Origin of the sequence: Nocardia wallacei, assembly GCF_029869545.1 — a bacterium.
Lineage (GTDB): Bacteria > Actinomycetota > Actinomycetes > Mycobacteriales > Mycobacteriaceae > Nocardia > Nocardia wallacei_A.
The window spans coordinates 12,631-31,865 of the sequence record NZ_JARWQD010000290.1 but is presented as its reverse complement, the minus strand read 5'-3'; the positions used below and the strand labels follow the sequence as shown (position 1 = coordinate 31,865).

Below are 19,235 nucleotides of genomic sequence, written 5' to 3'. Positions count from 1 at the left end.
AAATTCGATGACAGATACCCAGGTCCGGGAGCCCGAGGGCACACCGGAGAATTCGGTGCTGGTCAACAACGATCTGTTGCCCACCACCAAGGAAACGGCAGTCTGGCGCACCTGGGACCTCTTCTGTCTCTGGATGACCTCGGCGCACAGCATCGGCAGTTACGGATTCGCCGTCGGCATGCTCGCCCTGGGCATGACCGGCTGGCAGACCATGCTGGCGCTGTTCGCCGGGGTGCTGCTGCTCTGGCTGGGCAGCAACCTCATCGGCGTCGCGGGACAGCGGGTGGGTGTGCCCTTCCCGGTCTTCGCCCGCGGCGCCTTCGGGGTGTTCGGCGCCAATATCCCGGCCCTGCTGCGGGCGCTGGTGGCGGTGTTCTGGTACGGCATCCAGACGTATCTGGCGTCCACCGCGCTCATCGTGCTGCTGCTGCGGGTCGCGCCCGGGCTGGAGTCGTGGACGACGTCGAGCTTCCTGGGATTGTCCGCGCTGGGCTGGATTTCGTTCCTGGTGCTGTGGACGGCGCAGCTGCTGATCATCACCTACGGCATGGATGTCGTGCGCAAGGTCTCGGACTTCGCGGGCCCGGTGGTGTGGATCGGCATGATCGCGCTGGCCGTCTGGATCCTCGGAAAGGCCGACTGGAGCATCGATTTCGGTGCGCGCAGCGGTGCGGCGCTGAGCGGCGGGCAGACCGTGTCGGCGTTCATCGGGGTGGCGTTCCTGATGGTGGCGTTCATGGCCGGACCGCTGGTGAACTACGCCGACTTCGCCCGGTTCTCGCCGAGCAGGCAGGCGATCCTGCGCGGCAACGCGTGGGGAATTCCCTTCAATGAGACTGCGTTCGTGGTGATTTCGATCATCGTCTCGCTGGCCACGCTGAAGGTGTACGGCAAGGTGCTGTCGGATCCGGTCGAGCTGGTCGCGCACGTCGACAGCGATACCGTCGTCATCATCGCCGCGGCGTTGTTCGCGATCGCCACCGTCGGCATCAACGTGGTGCTGAACTTCGTCTCACCGTCCTACGACATCTCCAATACCGCACCGAAATACATCTCCTTCCGCACCGGCGGCATCATCACGGCCGTGCTGTCGATCCTGGTGATGCCGTGGAAGCTGTGGGCGAACCAGGATTTCATCGTCTACTTCCTCGGCGGCGTGGGCGCGCTGATGGGCCCGGTATTCGGCATCCTCGTCGTCGACTACTACCTGGTGCGGCGCCGTCGCACCGCGGTGGCCGACCTGTATTCCGATGTGCCGCAGGGCAGTTACTACTACACCCGCGGCTTCAACCCGCGCGCGCTCATCGCCCTGGTGATCTCGGGCATCGTGGGTGTGGTGGTCGCGCTGGTCCCGGATTCACAATCGGTGACGGCGTTGTCCTGGCCCGCGGGAGCCCTGCTCGGCGCGGGACTGATGTACGCGCTGAGCATGGGAAGGCCCGTCGACCGCGAAGGCTCGCTGCACGCTCCTTCGTGATCCTGCCCCGCGCATGTCTCACAGGTCGAATACGGACTTGGTGGTCGCCTGCATGACGCAGCGGTTGGAGAAGGTGCCGTGGTCCACCAGGGGTGCGCCGTGCCAGGTGCCGCTGATGGTGGCGACGAGCGGATCGAAGTTCTGTGGACAGACCGCGGGGTCGGGGACGTCTGTCAGCGCCCGGAGGTTCCCGTCCGCCGCCTCCAGCTCCGCGCAGGCCAGTGGGGCCCGGGGGTGATTGCCGCCGACCTCGGGCGAGCAGGTCAATGTGGCCACCCGGACGCCGAGATGTGTTATGTCCGGGGCGATTTCGCGGACGGTGAGGACCAGCGTCGTCGGGGCGGGCGTGCCGGAGTGCGCGGGAGCGGCCGCCAGGACCGGTCCCGCCACGGCGGCCGCAACCAGCGCCGCCGCACTCCGCGACGCACGGACGAGCTTGTTCTGCCGCATGGCGCGACGGTAACCCGCGTGCCCGCCATATGCCACCGCGGCGGCGGACGGGCGCGTGTCGGGTCCCGGGGGTTCAGGCGTCGCGCCCGAAGTTCTTTCGTGCCCACTCCTCGAAGGTGGTGAGGGAGATGCCCAGGTCGGCGGCGAACCGGGGACGGCCGGTGGTGCTCCTCGAGTGCTCGGCCATCAAATGGCGGGGTCCGCCGTTTTACTTCCGCTACGATCTGGCGGGCCCCGCCGTTCGGCAACCGGGCATCGCCCTCGCCACCGAACACGGCCCCGATCCCGCCGCGCAGGCCGACCGGCTGTTCCGGATGGTCGTGGCGGGGCTGGGCCGATCGGAGCGGACGGAGGCATGGTGATGTGGTTCGGGCGGTGGCGGCGTTCGGTCACGTTCTGGCGGGTGGCGGCCCTGGTTCTGGTCGCGCTACCGCAGCTGTTCGATTCGCGTCTTCCGGAACTGCCGGACCGCGACGCCGAGATGCCCCGCGGTGAGGCGGTGACGTTCGGAGTGGCATACCTGCCGCCACCGCCGCTGCCCGAGCAATGGCTCGAGTATGTCGCCGAGTCCGGCCTCGTGGTGCTGCTGACCGCTGTTGTCCTCGTGCTGCCGCACCGCTACGCCCGGACTGGGACACGCTGGGCCGCAGCGGTTCTCGCCGTTCTCGGCGCGGTCGACGGGTATCTCGGGATGTCGGCTCTGCAGGGGAGTGGCACCGTCGGCTCGGGCTTGCTGCTGTTCATCTCGCCGTTCTATCTGCTCGCCGCGGGCGCGCTGGTGCTGAGCGAGCGGCAGCGCCGCCCGGAACCGAGCGAGTCCAGCGGTTAGACGGCAGGGCGCGGGTTACTTGCCCTGCCGCCGCACCATTTCGGCGATCCAGGTGGGCGCGTAGGGAGAGGTGCAGCCGGGGGAGGTCGGATAGTCCTCGAGGACCCTCAGGCGCTCGCCGATATCGATTGCGCGGGAGCGGTATTCGGCGTGTTCGATACCGATGTGGGCCAGGCAGGTGTTCATCGCCCACTGCAGGCGGTCCGGGGCGTCCTTCATATCCGCCTCGATGGTGTCGAGCAGTGCGGCGAGGTCGAGGCCCTCGGGTTGCTTCGCCACGCGGTCGGCGGTCAGGGCCCAGCCCGCGCTCGCGACCACGGTATCGGGATCGGCGAGCCAGGCCCGGCGCAGCTCCTCGGCGTGCGGGCTCCTCTTCACCGCATAGCTCACGAGCCAGTCGTGCACCTTGGGCGTGCGCGCCTCGCGCACCATGGCATCCAGCTCGTCGCGCTCGAACGCCTTCGGGCGGCAGACGAGCAGCGCCAGCAGCCGCGCCGCGGTGTCGCCGGTCGCCCACAGCTCGCGCGCGAGTTCCTGCTGCGTCCTCAGCCGCTTCGCGACCGCGCGCAACTTGCCGAGATTGACGCCGTGGTCGTCGCCGTGCTTCTCGTTCACGGCGCGCACCTTCGGATCCTCGAGCGCGGCCAGCTCGGCCATCACCTCGGTCACCGTGTCGGCCATACCACCCTCCGTCACCGTGCGGCTTTCGATCCCGACCCTAGCCTGTCGTCGGACCGCCGTGCCTCGAGCGCATCCAGGATCAGTTCCAGGCCGTAGCCGAATTCGCTCGTGTGGTCGTAACCGGGTCGCAGGGCGTGGTCGACGATCATCTCCCTGAGGTGTGGCAGCTCGCCGGGTGGCAGCCGGTCGAGGAGGGCGCCCGCCACGTCCTCCACGTCGGCGGGCGTGGTCATCGGGAGGTTCGCCTCCTGAAGTACGTATCCGCCGATGTAGCTGTCGATGAGCGAGACGGCGTGGGCCGCCGTCGGCAGCGTGAACCCCGCGTTCCGGAGCGTCCCGAGGACAGCGTCGTGGTGGCGCAGCGTGGCCGGACCCGGGGTGCGGCGCGAGTCCATGAGACCGAGCGCCCATCGATGCCGGGACAGCACCGCTCGTGCCGAGCGGGCGCGGGTGCGCATCGCATCGCGCCAGTCGTCGCCGTCGGGTAGCTCGATGGCCGCGAAGACGAGGTCGACCACCCCGTCGAGGATCGCGTCCTTGTTCGGCACGTGGTGATAGAGCGACATCGCCTCCACGCCCAGTTCCTGCGCCACCCGCCGCATCGAGATCGCCTCCACGCCACCGCGATCCGCGACACGGACGGCGGCCTCCAGCACGCGCTCTCTGCTGAGTGGTTGCGGGGATCGTGGCACTGCGGCTCCTGGGCGCGGGGGGTATTGACGGCTGACGCGAACGAGCCTACCTTACAGGTGTAAGCCAGGCTTACAGTCGTAAGGCTGGATTCCATGTTCGTCCGACAAGGAGACCGCGATGCCGATGCCGAGATGGTGGGGCCGGATCAACAAACGGGTGTTCAACCCCCGCGCCGTCGCCAGCGGGAAGTGGCCGGTGCTGATTCACGTCGGCCGAAGATCGGGCGAGACATACCGGACCCCGCTCGACGCCTTCCCCGTGGACGGTGGCTACCTGTTCGTCCCGGTCTACGGAACGGGCGCCGACTGGGTGCGCAACATCCTGGCCGCCGGAACCGCGCGCCTGCGGATCGAGGGCCGGGAGGTGAACCTCGCCGCACCCCGCCTGGTCGGCAAAACCGAAGCGTTCCAAGCCCTTTCCAGCGACGCGCCCCGCCCGCCGGGCCTCCTCCGCATCACCGAGTTCCTCCGCATGGACCGGGTGGAGGGGTGATCCCCCGGCCTACCGATCGCGCAGCAGGGCCGCGATCTCGGATTGCCCGCGCTGGACGGCGTTGTCCAGCGCAGTGGCGCCGGAGTGGTCGCGCTGCGCGGTGTCGGCGCCCGCCCGCAGCAGCGCCGAGACCACCTGCTGGTACCGCTGGGAGCCGTCGCCGTAGATAACCGCCTCCTGCAGGGCGGTCAGGCCGAGGTCGTTGACGTGGTTGACGTCGACGCCCGCCGCGATCAGACGCTGCACCGTGCTCAGGGAGCCGTGTTCGCTGGCCGGGATCAGCGCGGTGCCGCCGTAGCGGTTGACGCTGCGGAGGTCGGCACCGAATTGCAGTGTCAGATCGAGGATGTCATCGAGACCCTCGGCCCCGGCGTAGAGAAATGCGGAATCCTGCAGATCGTCCTTCGCGTTGACGTCGGCGCCCGCCTGGATGAGGATCCGCGCGGCCTCGGTGGCGCGGTTCTTCGTGGCGGCCACCAGGGGTGTGCGTTGTCGCTCGCCGCGCGTTTCGAGGTCGGCGCCGCGATCGATCAGATCTCGCACCCTGCCCACGTCATCGGCTGCCGCAGCCGTCACCAGTTCCCGCCCCAGCGCCGGGTCGGCGACGGTGACGGATGCCGGTGCGGGAACGGTATCCGCCGCCGGTTCGCCCGAGCTGTTACTGCATGCGGCCAGGGCGACCGCGGCTGCGACCATGCCGATGGCCACTGCGGATTTCTGGAATCTCATGTCCGAAACCTCCTGTCAGGTAAGACGATCCCCTCGATATCCGATGTAAGACGTTGCGACCGTGGGAATTCCATGGCACCTCAGCGGCCCAGGGCGGCGAGACCGGCCTTCGCGAAGGCCTCGTCCTGGTCGCCGCTCGGTGCGCCCGCCACTCCGATGCCCGCGATCGGGGCGCCGTGTGCGGTGACAGGGGCGCCGCCCGCCAGGAACAGCGTGCCGGGGATGTCGGCGAGGCGGGGAGTCGAGTCCAGCCGCGTGGACAGCTGGGAGGTCGGGGCATTCCAGGAGACCGCGGTGTATGCCTTCTGCTCGGCGGATTCGAACGACTGCGGTCCGGAGCCGTCGCCGCGCAGCTGCACGATGACGTTCCCGTCGCGGTCGACCACCGCGACCGACACGCGCTGCCCGGCCTCGGCCGCGGCGTCCAGGGCGCCCTGCGCCGCCTTGGTCGCGGCGCCGACGGTGAGACGCGTCGTCGACTGCAGGTTCGCGTCGGCGGCCTCGACCGGCGCCGGGGCCTGAGCGGCCGGCTGCGGGCTCTGCGCCTGCACCGTCATCACCCCGGCGGCGCCCGCGGCGATCACCCCGGCCCCGGCGACGCCGATCAGGGCCCGCTTGCGGATGCTGAATGTCGAAGTCATGGAATAGCTCCTATCGCTGAGTGATTGCCGGGGCCGCGATCTGCCGCGCTCCCTCTGCCATCCATGCTGCTGCCGCGCCGACCGCGAGCCATCGGCGCTCCGGCTCCTCCGGCCGGGATATGTGGTGGACGCGCGGGTCATCCGATCGGTTGACCCACGCCCGGCCCTCGCCAGGGCAGAATGACGACAAGAGTCGGCCCGCGGCGAGGAGGTGATAACGGTGCAGTCGCCCGAACCTCCCAACCCCGCCCACCCGCCCCACGCGGCCGACGATGTGCGTTCGAGCGGCATGGCCGATGAGGCGCGTTCGCGCGGCGCGGGCGATGATGTGCGGCTGCTCGGCATGATCATGCATACGGCGTTTGCCGTGTTGCTGGCTGCTTCGCTGTTGCGGTTCCTCATTCGCCATCATGACAAGCCGGATGCGCCGTGGGTGGTTGCGCTGGCGCTGGTCGTGGCGGTTTTGTATGTGGCGAGCGAGGTGCGTGGGACCCGGCGGCTGCTGTGGTTCGCGCTGCTGGTCGCGGCGTGGGCGGTGCTGGTTGTGCTGGCGCCGAGCTTTGCCTGGTCGGCGGTGCCGCTGCTGTACACCGGCCTGCGGATTCTCTCGGTGCGGGTGGCGCTGGCGCTGGTCGTGGTGTTGACCGTGCTGGTCATGGTCACTCAGGTGCGGCTGGCCGGATGGGCCGATCCCAATCTGGTGCTCGGCCCGCCCGCGGTCGCGGCGGTGACCGCGGCGCTGTTCGTCGGGATGCGCCGCCAGGCCGAGCGGCAGTCGGCCCTCATCGGCGACCTGGTGCGCACGCGGCAGCACCTGGCGGCGACCGAGCGACGCGAGGGCACCCTCGCCGAGCGCCAACGCCTCGCCATGGAGATCCACGACACGCTCGCGCAGGGCCTGTCCAGCCAGCAGATGCTGTTGCAGGCCGCCGACCGGGTCTGGGGGAGCGATCCGGAGCGGGCCCGCTCCCACCTGCGCACGGCGGCCGACATCGCCGAACGGAACCTGGCGGAGGCACGCCGATTCGTCCACGACCTCGCCCCCGCCGAACTGGCCGACGGCGGTTCGCTGCCCGCGGCGCTGACCACCCTCGCCGAACGGGAGACCACACCCGATCTGGCCGTGCGGGCGCATGTCGAGGGCACCCCCGCGGTGCTCCCGAATCGCGTGGAGGCCACCCTGCTTCGCGTCTCCCAGGGTGCCCTGGCGAACATCCGCGAACACGCGCACGCCTCCGCGGCCACCCTCACCCTGACCTATCTCGATGATCAGGTCCTGCTCGACATCGCCGACGACGGAACGGGATTCGACCCGGCGGCGGTCGCGCCCGGCGCCCGGCGCGGGCACGGCCTGCCCGCGATCCGGGCCCGCGCCCGGCAGCTCGGCGGGACCTGCACGATCGAGTCCGCCCCCGGCGAGGGCACGGTCGTCTCCGTCGCGATCCCCCTGGAGGTGCGGTGAATCCCGCTGTGCGACTGCTGATCTGCGACGACCACGCCGTGGTCCGGGCGGGGCTGCTGGCCCTGCTGTCCAGTGCGTCCGATATCGAGATCGTCGGGGAGGCCGCCGACGGCGAGGCCGCGACCACGCTGGCCGCGCGGCTGAAACCCGATGTGGTGCTGATGGATCTGCAACTCGGCGCGGGAATGGACGGGGTCGAGGCGACCCGGCGCATCGCCGCCCTGCCGGCGCCCGCGCCCCGGGTCCTGGTGCTCACCACCTACGACACCGACGCCGACATCACCCGTGCCATCGAGGCGGGCGCGACCGGCTATCTGCTCAAAGCCGAACGGCCCGAAGAACTTTTCACCGCGATCCACGCCGCCGCGGCCGGGCGCACCGCCCTGTCCGCGCCGATCGCCGACCAGGTCCTGGCGCGGCTGCGCAATCCGGCGCCCACGCTCACCGCCCGCGAGCACGACATCCTCGTCCAGCTCTCGCAGGGCCTCGGAAACCGGCAGATCGCCCGCGCCCTGCACATCAGCGAAGCGACGGTGAAGACCCATCTCGGCCGGATCTACGACAAGCTCGGCGTCGACACCCGCACCGCCGCGGTCGCCGTCGCGAAGGAGAAACGCCTGATCACCTGATGCGAACCATTCCGGCGCCGGGCCGACTGAGGTAGCCTGAGGTTCGCTGATCGCGGTACCGGGTTCAACGACATCCACCGTCGAGGAGGTCGGTCGATATGAAGGCGGTGCAGTACCGGGCGGTCGGGTCGGCTCCGGAAGTCGTCACGGTGCCCGATCCCGAGCCAGGCCCCGGACAGGTGTTACTGCAGGTCACGGCGGCGGGGGTGTGTCACTCGGATATCGCCGTGATGAGCCTGCCCGTGGAGGCGATCGGATTCCCGCTGCCGTTGACGCTGGGCCACGAGGGCGCGGGGACGGTCGCGGCGCTGGGGCCGGGAGTCGTGGGGGTGAACGTCGGCGACCCGGTGGCTGTGTACGGTCCGTGGGGTTGCGGCGTATGCATCAAATGTGCTGCGGGCAAAGAGAATTACTGCCTGCGCGCCGCGGAGTTGAAGATCTTCCCGCCGGGCCTGGGCGCCCCGGGTGCCATGGCCCCGTACATGATCGTGGACGACGCCCGGCATCTGGTGCCGCTGGGCGACCTCGACCCGGTCCGCAACGTCCCGCTCACCGACGCCGGGCTCACGCCCTATCACGCCATCACGCTCTCGCTGCCCAAGCTGGTTCCCGGCAGCACCGCGGTCGTCATCGGCTCCGGCGGGCTCGGCCACGTCGCCATCCAGCTGCTGCGCCGGATGACCGCCACGCGGGTGATCGCGCTCGACGTGTCGGAGGACAAGCTGGCCCTGGCCCGCCAGGTCGGTGCGCACGAGACCGTGCTGTCGAATGACGGTGCACCGGAACGGATCCGGGCGCTCACCGGTGGCCGCGGTGCCGAGGTCGTACTCGATTTCGTCGGTGCGCCGCCGACGACATCGATCGCGGCCGCCGCGGCGGCGATCGAGGCGGATATCACGGTGGTGGGGCTCGGCGGCGGCGCCGTGTCCGTCGGTTTCGGGACCCTGCCCTACGAGACGACCGTGACGTCACCGTATTGGGGCACGCGCGCCGAACTGATCGAGGTGCTGGACATCGCGCGGGGAGGCGGTGTCGAGGTCCACGTCGAGACCTACACCATCGACGAGGCGCCGCTGGCGTACGAACGGCTGCACGCGGGCAAGATCAACGGGCGCGCGGTCATCCTGCCCGATCCGTGAGCAAATCCGGATGCGGCACGGATGAGGCCCGAGGGAGTGGGCTGACTCGAATCTCCCTCGGGCCGCACCGGACTGCGTACAGCGGGCGATCCACGGCTTGGGCTACCGCCGATCACCGGTTGGAACGTCCCCAGGGGCACCCGGGGACGAACACGACCCTATGCCAGCCGAACTGGACGACCACACATTTCCACGCGGTAGCAACCGATCCGTTATTTCAAACCACTTGGTCTCTTAATCGCGACGCGGTGTCCCCAGACGTGACGGCCGCCTCCCGAAGGGACTACCGTGAGCCTGCATGTCGACCAGGGATATCACGGTGACCGTGACCGTGGACGAAGCCGAATGGCTCAGCTTGAACGACGCCGCCGAATGCGCCGGGATGGGCATGCCCGCCTACATCGCCTGGGGCGTGCGGCTGCTCGCGGCCCAGAACCGCCCCGGCGCCACCCGCGCATCCAGCGAACTGCGCGGCCTGCGGGCGCCGCGCCGCAGGCCGGAGATCGACGACGAACCGGAATCGGTCGCCTGGGCGGAAACCTTCGCCGAACGCCTGTCCCACCGCACCGAGCCCTTCCGGGAGTAATCCGTACCCGCCACGCGGGCGTGTCGCCTGTGCCGCTACATCAGGTGAAGGTGACCGGTAGTGCGGCCAGGGACCGGTGGAACGGTCCCGGTCGCCAGGTGGGCCTTCCGCCGGGGAGCGCCAGTCGCATATCGGGGAGCATGTCCAGGAGCTGGTCGATGGCGTCCTGGGCGACCAGATAGGCCAGCGAGCGGGCGGGACAGGCGTGCTGGCCGAGTCCGAAGGCCAGGTGCGAGCGGTTCCCGGTGCGGTCGTCGGCGCGGATGGCGGGATCGTTGTTGCAGGCGGTCATGCTGATCAGGACGGGCTGGTCGGCGGGTAGCCAGACGTCATCGATCAGGATCGGCTGCCTGGGGTAGGTGATGCAGAAGTTCGCCAGCGGCGGGTCGTTGAACAGCACCTCGTCGAGGGCGTCGCGGGTCGACAGGCTGCCGCCCAGGACACTGCCGCCGAATCGGTCGTCGTCGAGGATCAGCAGCAGCGTATTGACGACGAGGTTGACCTGCAGCTCGATGCCCGCACCGTAGAAGGCCACCAGCTGGTGGACCATCTCCTCCTCGTCGAGCTCGGAACGGTGTTGCAGCAGAATCGAAGTGACGTCGTTGCCCGGCTCGGTCCGCTTCAGCGCCACGAGCTCGCGCAGCGCGTCGCTGACCATCCGGTTGCCCTTGTCGGCGTCGACCCCGTCGAACATCGCCGCCATACCGGCGGCGACCTGCTGGCCGATCTCCGGCGGGCATCCGACCATGGCGCAACAGACCTGAAAGGTCAGCGGAAATGCGTACTGGCTCAACAGATCCGCGGTACCTTCCGGCCGGAACCCTTCGATCAGGTCGGCCGCGGCCTGCTCCACGATGCTGTGCAGGCCGTACAGGTCGACCTCGTTGATCCCCGCGATGGTCGCGTCCCGATAGCGCGTGAAATCCGTTCCCGCGCTGCGGCTCCCGCTCGGCCGCCACTCCATCATCGGCAGGACCGGGCAGTCGGCGGGCACGGTCCGCTGCCAGCGCCGCGGGTCGGCCGGAAAATGCTCCGGGTCGTTGAGGATCCGCAGCGCGGTGCGGTAGCCGATCACCAGGGTGGCGGGCACGCCCGGCGCCAGCTCCACCGGCACCAGCGCGCCGAACCGCTCGCGTACCTCGCGGTAGATCCGATGCGGATCCACGGCGAACTCCGGCGTGTGGAGCGGCACGCGCGGACCCGCCGTGTCGAGCGGTGAGCCATGGGCCACCGGGCATCCCGGTGCGTACGGCGGGAACTCTGGTGTGCTCAAACAGTTTCCGATCACTCGTAGGTCCGGTCGGCACGCGACTCGGCGAGTCGCCGCTGCCGGAACTCGCGCGGGGTCTCGCCGTAGCGTGCCTTGAACGCCGCCGAGAACCAGGTGGGGGTGAAACCGGCGCGCCCGGCGATCTCGGTGACCGACATGGCTTGCGTGCCACCGTTTTCCAGCAGATCGCGCGCGACGCGCAGCGCCTCCTCGCGGCGCACGTCGCGATAGGTGGTGCCCGCCTGCTGCATGGCGGTCCGGAGTTGTCGCGGTGACCAGTTCAGCGCGTGGGCGACGGCGGGCAGTCGCAGATCCGCGACGCCGATGGACTCGCGCACGTAGCGCCGGACGGCCTCCACCGTCTCGTCGAGATGTCCCGCCTGCGGGCTCGTATCGCCCAGTGCCATCATGCACAGCAACTCGCAGATGCGGTCGCAGACGGCGTTGAACTCCCGGGCGCTGAGGTTCGAATGCTCGGCGTGCACGCCGTGGATCATGGACTCGACGATGCGGCCGAGACCGGAATCCATGGTCAGCGCGGTGCATCGCGGTCCGTCGACGGGCACCGCGTTGTCGATCTCGGCCCGGGGGAGCTGCAGCGCCAGCGCCGAGGACCCCGGCCGCAGGCGGCACACCTGATCGAGTCCCATCAGGACCGCGCGGCCGTGGCCGGCGCGCAGCACGGTGTCGTCCCGGCCGACGGTGTAGGTGCTGTGCTGAGGGAATACGCACCAGTAGAAGCTGTCGGCAGGCGTGCGCCGGACGTGGCCGGGGGTGCGGTAGCAGGTCCGGCCCTCCGGTTCGTCCCAGCGCAGCAGGCTGTAGGCGGTCGTCTGCTGCACGGTGAGGCGCGAGGTCCATCGGTCGGCGTGCTGGATCCGATGCCCCATCGGGACGAAGCTGTTGGTGAGCTCGGTCCACTGCCGGGCGTCGTTCACAGTGACCTGGTCGTACTTCATGGCTTCCTCGAACTTCGGCTCTCCGCGTCGACTGATCATCCCGGAACTGAGTGGATAGACCTTATCCATGCCCGGTGGCGCTGTCTCGTCGCGCGCGGGCGACTTACGTCCTGCGCGCGGGAATTTGCGGTTGCGGGCAGGAATGGCTCGCTCACTTCCGCTCTTGCGCAGATTGATTCACCCTTCTGGGAGTGGGAAGCGACCGATGAGGATCGTCAGTAGTCACTGCCGCATGTTCGAGTACCGGGTCACCACCCCGAGTCCCTGCGCGGTGGAACTCGCGCCGTCCGAGATCGGAGTGGCCAGGCCGTTCTTCGACTGCCTGCTGCTGACGGTCGGGGTGCAGCCCGGCGATCTCACGCTCACCGGTGCCGCCGCCGACATCGTCGAACATCTTGCGGCCAGGACACATTCGGCCCACCTCGTGATCGACGGGTTCGCGCAGTGGGCCGCGACCGCCGAACGGTTCGGCCCCGCCGCCGATTTCGACGTGCTGACCGGGCTCGCCGACGCCCTCGACGTGCTGGCGGACTTGGCCCAGCGGCTGGAGGAACGCGGCGAGCGGGTCCACCTGATGCCGTTCGGCTGGAACCGGATTCAGCACGCCGAGGTATCCGAGGGCCGGTGGGCCCGGCACGTCACCGACGTCCGCGACGACACCCGCCGGACCCGTAAACCACAGCCCTGGACCCTCGCGCCACGCACCCGCATCCCCTGCGCACACAGTCACCGCTAGCGGTCGGGAGGCTGCGGGGCGCACGCCGTCCTCGGTCCGCGTGCGTTGATGGCTCAGGATACTGAGTCATGGGTGTCTTGTTCGTGCCGTACTCCGCGTGGGGGCATGTGCTGCCAACGCTGGCGGTGGTTGCGGAGCTGACGGGGCGTGGAGTGCCGGTTCGGGTCGTGGCCGGGGAGGAATTTCGCTCCGCGATCGAGTCGACGGGTGCTCAGGCTGTGGTTCCTGCGGTCGGTCACGAGGTTCGTGTGCCCGCGGGCGGGTCGCCCACGGAACTCTGCGATCGTGCGGCGTTGTGGTGGCGTCGCCGAGCCGCATGGCAGGCGACGCGGCAGGTTCTCGAGCGTGAACTGCGGCGTGAGCGTCCGGCCCTGTGCGTGGTCGATCCGCATGTTCCATGGGCTGAGCGCCTGGTGGCTCGTCACGATGTCGAGGTGGTCCCGCTGTGGACCAGTCACGCACGCTCCGCGCGAGATTCGGGTCTCGTTCTCGCCAATACGTTGCCGGAGCTTCAACCCGGCGGTCCCCGCTTCGGGCGCAGTGTCCACCTAGTCGGGCCTCTTGTGGGTCCGGCTCCACGGACGGTCGCCGCGGAGAGTGAGCCGCTTCACTCGGACGGGCCGACGATCGTGGTCGCGCTGGGAACGGTTTTCGCCCGGGCGGCACGGTTCTTCCGGTCGATCGTCGAGGCGTTCGCGCATACCCGGTGGACGGTGATTGTGGCGACTTCGTGGCTACCGGTATGCGAGTTGGGTGCATTGCCGCCGAATGTGTACGCACAGCAATGGATTCCGCAGCAGGAAGCCTTGCGTACGGCTCAGGTGTTCCTCACGCATGCGGGCATCAACTCCGTTCACGATGCGATTCTCGCGGGAGTGCCGATGATCCTGGCGCCGCGAATCCGTGAGCAGCGCCTGACCGCGGCACGGCTGGGTCGCCTGGGTATTGCGATGCCGCTCGGGGATCGGCGGGAGCTGGTCGAGAACGCGGCCCGGCTGGCATCGGATCCCTTGGTGCACCGCAGATTGCGGGAAATGCGGACGCGCGCTGAATCCTCGCGAGGGGACGTCAGGGCCGCGGATCTGCTCATGGCGAGAATGGGTGGCCGGTGAGAACCGGGATTCGGCTTCCGGCACGGTTGCCGACCACGGCCGCCGGAACCCGCTAGGGTCGTGTTGTGGCCGAGGATCGGGGAGTGCAGACCAGCGGCGGGCGGAGGGCCGCGTTGCCGCGAAAACCGTTGTGCCTGAACCGAGAGACTGAACTCGGCGCCGTTCGTGACCTGCGCAGGCGGGCGGTCGACGCGGGGGAGCCGCTGCTGCTCGCGGTGAGCGGTGGGAACGGAATCGGCAAGAGCACGCTCATCGTGACGGTGGCCTATGAATTCGGTGCCGAGTATCGCGATGTGGTGTACGCCGCGGCCGATTCGTCGGAACCGGGAAACGCGCCGGGCTCGGCGGACCTCCTGGCGGATCTTCTTGTCCAACTGGGCCTGCCGTGGCAGGAGCTTCCCGAGCCGGGGCTGCGGCTGTCGGTCCTGCGGTCGCTGATCGGCGGGCGGCCACTGTTGATCGTCCTCGACGAGATTCGTTCCGCGGGACAGGTGCTGCCGCTGCTGGGAGACCTGCACAATGCCGCCGTCGTGGTGGCGGGGGAGCGGCATCTCGAGCAGCTGCGGCTCGAAGGCTTCGAATCGTTGAAGCTCAAGGGATTCGATCCGGACGCGGGTGCCGAGTACTTGGTGTCGCTCGCCGGTGCGGAGGTCGCGCGGAGTGACCCGGAGGTGTTGCGGCGGCTGGTCGTGCTGTGCGGTGGCGTGCCACGACTGATCGCGGCCGCCGCGGCCCGGCTCGCCGACGGTGATGAGCCGATCGAGGCCTATGTGGAGCGGCTGGAACGGGCGCACTCGGTCGATGAGGTAGCCGAGGACCTCAGCATCGACAATGTGTCGGTGGTGAACGCGGTATGCGACGCCGGGTACGAGGGCCTGACCTCGGACGAAGCCCGTGCGTATCGGGTGCTGAGCCGGTACCCGGGTGCGGCGTTCGACGCTGAGGCGGCCGCGGCCGTGCTCGACGTGTCCCTGCCGAAGGCGAAGCGGCTGATCCGGGAGCTGGCCGACCGGTCGCTGGTGCAGCCGCGCGGCGCGGGCTACCTCGAGTTCCCGCACGTGATCCGACGGCACGCGGTCGAGCGGGCGCTGGCCGTGGATTCGGTGTCGGACATGCGAATACACGCACTGCGGACGGTCGAATGGTGCACGCGCCGGGCGGTGCAGCTGGCGTTGTCGATCTCCGGGCGCCCGATCGCCGCCACCGAACCGGGCCGACTGTTCCAGGAGTGCGAGCCACGCTATCGCGGTGACACCGGCTTCGAGCACGCATCCGCCGAACTCGCCGCCCGGTGGACGACGTTCGTCGAGGCGGCGCGCCTGGCGCGGGAACTCGGCCGGTGGTCCGAGGCGGTGACGCTGCCGATGGCGCTGTGGCCCTTCGCCTATCACACCTACCGGACCGGGGAGATCATCGATCTCTATCGGAACCTGTGGGATCTCGCGGACCGTTCCGACACCGAATGGGAAGCAGCGGACGATATCGGATGCTGCTGGCAACTCGCACGAGATCTCGGTGCACTGCACGAGCGGCGTGGCGAACTCGATTCGGCCCGTTCCTGGTTCGACCGTGCGGCGGCGATCGATTATCTGCCGGGGCGGGCGAGTGTGCTCGAGTGGCGGGGCATCGTCCTCGAACAGCTGGGGCAGCCGGAGGAGGCCCTGGCCGAATACGATGCGGCGCAGGCAGCGTTGGAATGGCTGCCGGAGCCTGCCGACCGTGATCGGTCCACCGCGCTGCTGCGGATGCATCGCGGACGGGCGCTGGTCGCTCTGGAGCGTGGTCCGGAGGCCGAAGCCCAGGTGCGGGCGGCCGAGGCATTCTTCGCCGCGCGGCCGACCGACGCCGGTAACACGGCGCGATGCCCGTGTCCTGCTTGGAGATATCGCTCGGCAACGGGGTGACACCACCGACGCAAGGCGGTACTGGGAATCGGAGCTGGACACCTTGGCCCGGTTCGGCATGCGCAACGAGGTCGCCACGGTCCACGGCAAACTGGCCGACCTGGCGGACGACGAAGGACGCACGGAAGATGCCCGGCGGCACCGCGAATCCCAACAGGTGCTGCGCCCCGGGTCCTAGTCGAATGTGATCTCGACGGCATAGCGGATACCCCCGGCTTCCACCGCGACCGGCGACACAGCCGGTGACCGGCCGCCGTAGAACCACGCGTAGACGACCGAGGGCAGCAGGTCGGCGGGACCACCGGTGGTCATTGTGACCTCGACACCGGATCGGGTGAGTGCACGGCACGAATCGCCCTCGACAATGGCGGCGACCTCGCAGAACGAGTTGTCGCGCAAGGTATTCCGCAACCAATCCGGAACATCGCCGTGCGCGTCCGCGCTGGTGCCGACCAGGATATCCGCTCGTTCGCGCAGGGCGAGCATCGGATAGTCCGCGGTGCAGCACAGGTGGACGTCGATGCCCGGCCTGATGCCGGGAAAGGTGATTCGCTGCAGCTCCGCGGGCCGCCGCACCAGATGGATCGTCCCGTCGTCGGCCACTCTCGTCGCGACCGTGTCCGCGAAATACGGTGCCGGGCGTACTTCGGCCGGTGGTGGCAATAATATCGGCGCGGATTCGGTCGGTGGCGGGGTGAGATCGAGGATGCCGTAGAAGAGTTCCCGCAGCCGTTCATGGGCTCGGCCGGGCACCGACGTGACCCCGTCGGCGACCTCCGCGTAACGGCTCGGTTCGTGTTCGGCGAGAACGGCTTCGAGATACGGGGCCAGGGGGCCGTGCGCGGGCAGGCGCGGGGCGAGCTCGCCCAGCGCGCTGATCGGTGTGCCGTCGGGAACCTCGGGGAATGCGCACAGTATGGTCGGCCGACCGATCGCGGCGGCGTATCCGGTGACCGAGCCGTTGTCGCCGACGACGAGATCCGCGGCGATCAGGCCGGTGCGCCAATCATCGATCTCGGGCAGGATGATCAGTCCGGCGCGGACACAATCGGCGAACCAGCGGCGCACCTGTCCGGGCCCGTGCAGGTGGCTGATATTCGGATGTACGGCCACGGCCACCGCATAACTGTCGCGCGGAAGTTCGGCCAGCAACTCCCGGATCAGATCGAATCGCACCCCGATCGCCGACTCGGGTGACCACGTGGAGGAGACGTAGACGAGGAGTCGGTCGCCGACGCCGAGCCGGGCGCGATAGCGATTCCGGAGCGGCAGGCTCGCGACAATTCTGTCGAAACACGGGTCGCCCGCCACGACGGCCGCCGGGGCGGCCGCGGGTGCCGATAGGGCCAGTCGCCGCACCTGATCCTCGTGCGACAACACCAGTGCTCGTGCGGCGGGCCTTCCTTCGCGCAGCACCCATTCGGAGGAGAGACCGAAAACGGCTCTCGGCTCTCGGCTCTCGGCTCTCGGGGGAGAACTTAGTATATCCGATTCCGTGAGAAAGAATTGCCAAGGGGGACAATATGTTCGACACATCGTCATGGTGGCTTGCGGCTATTGCCAGGCCGAATCGTGACGTTCGCGCCACGTCCCAGGGGATCGTCACCAATCCGGTCTTGCCTATCTCCTCGGAAAGGCCCGACCGGAATGGATCCGACGCCGTCGAGGTGACGATCAATTGGATGCGTGGATCATTGTCGAAAACATCGACGATATCGAGCAGCCGCGACAATGTGGTCACGTTGTGGGCGATGAGGAGAACCGTGTGTGTCGCGCCGACAGTCCGCCACTTTTCGGCGGCCGGACCGAGCAGTATCGGATGCTCTTCTGTCGCCACGCCTGCCTTGTCCCTCTCGATTCCCGGCCGACCTTACCGTATCGAGTGGAACGGCTGCGGTGGATAGCCTGCCCCCTATGACTCTTCAACTCTGGCTGACGACGGTGGTGGCGGTTGTCGGCAACGTGACGACGGTGGTCAACGGGATTCTCATCAGCAGACTCAATGCGCGCAATGCCGTCGGCTTGGCGATCACGATGCGGGATGTCGACCGGAGGGAGGCCCATCGCAAAGAATACGACGACGCCTGCCGGGACTTTCTGGTCGCGGCCCGGCGCCTGCGCGCACTGGGCGATCGAGCGGGAACCGACATCATCGACAGCACGATGTCCGACCTGCGCAGCGCGGTAGCCAGGATCGAGCGCTACCGGCCCGAGCTTGCCGACGGCACTGTAGGAACCGCACTTGCCGCCGCCGAGCGACTCGTCGACCTGAGATCCCATGGCGCGCTGAGCACTTCGGTGGCAGCGGCCGAAAAGGATTGGCAGTCGGCCCTTGCAGAGGCGCGTCAGGGTCTGGCCGCCGATCTACCCAAGATCATCGACTGAGCCAACGAGCTCGGATAGTTCACCCGTTGATGAATACAGAAAATTGTGTACTGTCGGGGTTGTGGAAGCCGTAGTGCAGCGTGACGCGCTGGCCCGGTTCGGGCACGCGCTGTCGGATCCGACCCGTACTCGGATCCTGTTGAGCCTGCGGATCGGGCCGGGGTATCCGTCCGACCTGGCCGAGCAGATCGGGGTGTCGCGGCAGATTCTGTCGAATCACCTGGCCTGCCTGCGTGGTTGCGGGCTGGTGGTCGCGATCCCGGAGGGGCGGCGCAGCCGGTACGAGCTGGCCGATCGCCGCATCGGGGCCGTGCTCGAGGATCTGCTCGGGCTGGTGCTGGCGGTCGATCCGGCCTGCTGCGCGGCCTCCGATGCCGAGGAGTGCTGCTGATGGTGCAGGCGCCGCAACGAAAGGCGTTGCTGGCGCGGCGGATTCGCTGGTTCGTCGCCGCGACCATCTCCTACAACGTCATCGAGGCGATCATCGCCCTCACCGAGGGCGCCCGTGTCTCGTCGGCCGCGCTGATCGGGTTCGGGCTCGATTCGGTGATCGAGGTGTCCTCCGCGGCCGCGGTCGCGTGGCAGTTCGCCGGTCGAGACCCCGAGGCCCGCGAGAAGGTCGCGCTGCGGATCATCGCGTTCTCCTTCTTCGCCCTCGCGCTCTACGTCACCGTCGACTCGATCCGCGGACTGCTGGGCGTCGGCGAGGCCCGGCACTCGCCGATCGGAATCGGTTTGGCCGCAGCGAGTCTGGTGATCATGCCGGTGCTGTCGTGGGCCCAGCGCCGCGCGGGCCGCGAACTCGGGTCCGCGTCCGCGGTCGCCGACTCGAAACAGACCCTGCTCTGCACCTATCTGTCCGCGGTGCTGCTGGTCGGGTTGCTGCTCAACAGCGTGTTCGGGTGGTCGTGGGCCGACCCGATCGCCGCGCTGGTCATCGCCGCCATCGCGGTCAAGGAAGGCGTCGATGCCTGGCAGGGCGATACCTGCTGCCCGACCTGCGATACCAGTACTTCGACCGATGCGGTTACCGATAGGCCCGGCCATAGCTTGTGACGTGA

The 19,235-nt window shown here is 68.8% G+C and carries 22 protein-coding genes; 14 read left to right on the top strand and 8 right to left on the bottom strand.

Annotation, left to right across the window (positions count from 1 at the left end):
* Window positions 1–7: 7 nt before the first annotated feature.
* Window positions 8–1,477 (top strand): NCS1 family nucleobase:cation symporter-1, encoded by a 1,470-nt coding sequence (locus QH290_RS25470; RefSeq protein WP_280385623.1) that lies wholly within the window; start codon window positions 8–10, stop codon window positions 1,475–1,477.
* 18 nt (window positions 1,478–1,495) lie between these two features.
* On the opposite strand, the gene QH290_RS25465 is transcribed toward QH290_RS25470, so the two are convergent.
* On the bottom strand, window positions 1,496–1,927 hold the full coding sequence (locus QH290_RS25465) for an SSI family serine proteinase inhibitor (RefSeq protein WP_280385621.1): 432 nt from the start codon (window positions 1,925–1,927) through the stop codon (window positions 1,496–1,498).
* A gap of 128 nt (window positions 1,928–2,055) precedes the next feature.
* Here QH290_RS25465 and QH290_RS25460 point away from each other — a divergent pair, with 128 nt between their 5' ends.
* Both QH290_RS25460 and QH290_RS25455 read left to right on the top strand, forming a co-directional pair.
* On the top strand, window positions 2,056–2,289 hold the full coding sequence (locus tag QH290_RS25460; protein WP_280385619.1) for a hypothetical protein: 234 nt from the start codon (window positions 2,056–2,058) through the stop codon (window positions 2,287–2,289).
* On the top strand, window positions 2,283–2,756 hold the full coding sequence (locus tag QH290_RS25455; protein WP_280385617.1) for a hypothetical protein: 474 nt from the start codon (window positions 2,283–2,285) through the stop codon (window positions 2,754–2,756). The genes QH290_RS25460 and QH290_RS25455 overlap by 7 nt, the downstream gene beginning before the upstream one ends.
* A gap of 15 nt (window positions 2,757–2,771) precedes the next feature.
* Here the strand turns inward: QH290_RS25455 and QH290_RS25450 are convergent, their stop codons facing one another.
* The gene (locus QH290_RS25450) at window positions 2,772–3,437 is read right to left on the bottom strand and encodes a DNA alkylation repair protein (RefSeq protein WP_280385615.1); all 666 of its coding nucleotides are present in this window, start codon (window positions 3,435–3,437) and stop codon (window positions 2,772–2,774) included.
* Window positions 3,438–3,448: 11 nt separating this feature from the next.
* On the bottom strand, window positions 3,449–4,129 hold the full coding sequence (locus tag QH290_RS25445; protein ID WP_280385613.1) for a TetR/AcrR family transcriptional regulator: 681 nt from the start codon (window positions 4,127–4,129) through the stop codon (window positions 3,449–3,451).
* A 118-nt stretch (window positions 4,130–4,247) separates the two neighbouring features.
* Between QH290_RS25445 and QH290_RS25440 the strand changes: the two genes are divergently transcribed.
* Window positions 4,248–4,622, top strand: coding sequence for a nitroreductase family deazaflavin-dependent oxidoreductase (locus QH290_RS25440; protein WP_280266912.1), 375 nt, complete (start codon window positions 4,248–4,250; stop codon window positions 4,620–4,622).
* Window positions 4,623–4,631: 9 nt separating this feature from the next.
* Here QH290_RS25440 and QH290_RS25435 read toward each other — a convergent pair whose 3' ends face one another.
* Both QH290_RS25435 and QH290_RS25430 read right to left on the bottom strand, forming a co-directional pair.
* On the bottom strand, window positions 4,632–5,351 hold the full coding sequence (locus QH290_RS25435) for an ankyrin repeat domain-containing protein (RefSeq protein ID WP_280385611.1): 720 nt from the start codon (window positions 5,349–5,351) through the stop codon (window positions 4,632–4,634).
* A gap of 80 nt (window positions 5,352–5,431) precedes the next feature.
* Window positions 5,432–5,992: a GlcG/HbpS family heme-binding protein gene (locus tag QH290_RS25430; RefSeq protein ID WP_280266910.1), complete on the bottom strand. Its 561-nt coding sequence runs from the start codon at window positions 5,990–5,992 to the stop codon at window positions 5,432–5,434.
* Between the two features lie 220 nt (window positions 5,993–6,212).
* On the opposite strand from QH290_RS25430, the gene QH290_RS25425 reads away from it, so the two are divergent.
* The 4 genes from QH290_RS25425 (at window position 6,213) to QH290_RS25410 (ending at window position 9,808) form a co-directional block, all read left to right on the top strand.
* The gene (locus QH290_RS25425) at window positions 6,213–7,454 is read left to right on the top strand and encodes a sensor histidine kinase (protein ID WP_280385609.1); all 1,242 of its coding nucleotides are present in this window, start codon (window positions 6,213–6,215) and stop codon (window positions 7,452–7,454) included.
* Window positions 7,451–8,083 (top strand): response regulator transcription factor, encoded by a 633-nt coding sequence (locus QH290_RS25420; RefSeq protein ID WP_280269747.1) that lies wholly within the window; start codon window positions 7,451–7,453, stop codon window positions 8,081–8,083. Before QH290_RS25425 ends, QH290_RS25420 begins: the two co-directional genes overlap by 4 nt.
* Window positions 8,084–8,181: 98 nt before the next feature.
* Window positions 8,182–9,222: an NAD(P)-dependent alcohol dehydrogenase gene (locus QH290_RS25415; protein WP_280385607.1), complete on the top strand. Its 1,041-nt coding sequence runs from the start codon at window positions 8,182–8,184 to the stop codon at window positions 9,220–9,222.
* A 298-nt stretch (window positions 9,223–9,520) separates the two neighbouring features.
* Entirely contained in the window at window positions 9,521–9,808 is a 288-nt protein-coding gene (locus QH290_RS25410; RefSeq protein WP_280269745.1) for a hypothetical protein, read from the top strand.
* A gap of 40 nt (window positions 9,809–9,848) precedes the next feature.
* On the opposite strand, the gene QH290_RS25405 is transcribed toward QH290_RS25410, so the two are convergent.
* Together QH290_RS25405 and QH290_RS25400 are read right to left on the bottom strand one after the other, a co-directional pair.
* A complete protein-coding gene (locus tag QH290_RS25405; protein WP_425301892.1) occupies window positions 9,849–11,081 on the bottom strand; it encodes a cytochrome P450 family protein in 1,233 nt (410 codons plus the stop codon).
* Window positions 11,082–11,092: 11 nt separating this feature from the next.
* Window positions 11,093–12,076: an AraC family transcriptional regulator gene (locus QH290_RS25400; protein WP_280269743.1), complete on the bottom strand. Its 984-nt coding sequence runs from the start codon at window positions 12,074–12,076 to the stop codon at window positions 11,093–11,095.
* Between the two features lie 166 nt (window positions 12,077–12,242).
* Between QH290_RS25400 and QH290_RS25395 the strand changes: the two genes are divergently transcribed.
* From QH290_RS25395 to QH290_RS25385, 3 genes are all read left to right on the top strand, one after another.
* Window positions 12,243–12,773: a hypothetical protein gene (locus QH290_RS25395; protein ID WP_280269742.1), complete on the top strand. Its 531-nt coding sequence runs from the start codon at window positions 12,243–12,245 to the stop codon at window positions 12,771–12,773.
* 68 nt (window positions 12,774–12,841) lie between these two features.
* Window positions 12,842–13,885, top strand: a complete 1,044-nt coding sequence (locus QH290_RS25390; protein WP_280385606.1) for a glycosyltransferase — start codon at window positions 12,842–12,844, stop codon at window positions 13,883–13,885.
* Window positions 13,886–13,950: 65 nt separating this feature from the next.
* Window positions 13,951–15,789 carry a hypothetical protein gene (locus QH290_RS25385; RefSeq protein WP_280385604.1) on the top strand — a complete coding sequence of 613 codons (1,839 nt, stop codon included), beginning with the start codon at window positions 13,951–13,953 and terminating at the stop codon, window positions 15,787–15,789.
* A gap of 174 nt (window positions 15,790–15,963) precedes the next feature.
* On the opposite strand, the gene QH290_RS25380 is transcribed toward QH290_RS25385, so the two are convergent.
* On the bottom strand, window positions 15,964–17,169 hold the full coding sequence (locus QH290_RS25380) for a hypothetical protein (protein WP_280385602.1): 1,206 nt from the start codon (window positions 17,167–17,169) through the stop codon (window positions 15,964–15,966).
* A 534-nt stretch (window positions 17,170–17,703) separates the two neighbouring features.
* Here QH290_RS25380 and QH290_RS25375 point away from each other — a divergent pair.
* The 3 genes from QH290_RS25375 to QH290_RS25365 all read left to right on the top strand — a co-directional run bounded on the left by QH290_RS25375 (window position 17,704) and on the right by QH290_RS25365 (window position 19,230).
* A complete protein-coding gene (locus QH290_RS25375; protein ID WP_280269738.1) occupies window positions 17,704–18,174 on the top strand; it encodes a hypothetical protein in 471 nt (156 codons plus the stop codon).
* Between the two features lie 61 nt (window positions 18,175–18,235).
* Window positions 18,236–18,565 (top strand): ArsR/SmtB family transcription factor, encoded by a 330-nt coding sequence (locus QH290_RS25370; protein WP_280269737.1) that lies wholly within the window; start codon window positions 18,236–18,238, stop codon window positions 18,563–18,565.
* A complete protein-coding gene (locus tag QH290_RS25365; protein ID WP_280385600.1) occupies window positions 18,565–19,230 on the top strand; it encodes a cation efflux transmembrane domain-containing protein in 666 nt (221 codons plus the stop codon). The genes QH290_RS25370 and QH290_RS25365 overlap by 1 nt, the downstream gene beginning before the upstream one ends.
* The last annotated feature ends 5 nt before the right edge of the window (window positions 19,231–19,235 follow it).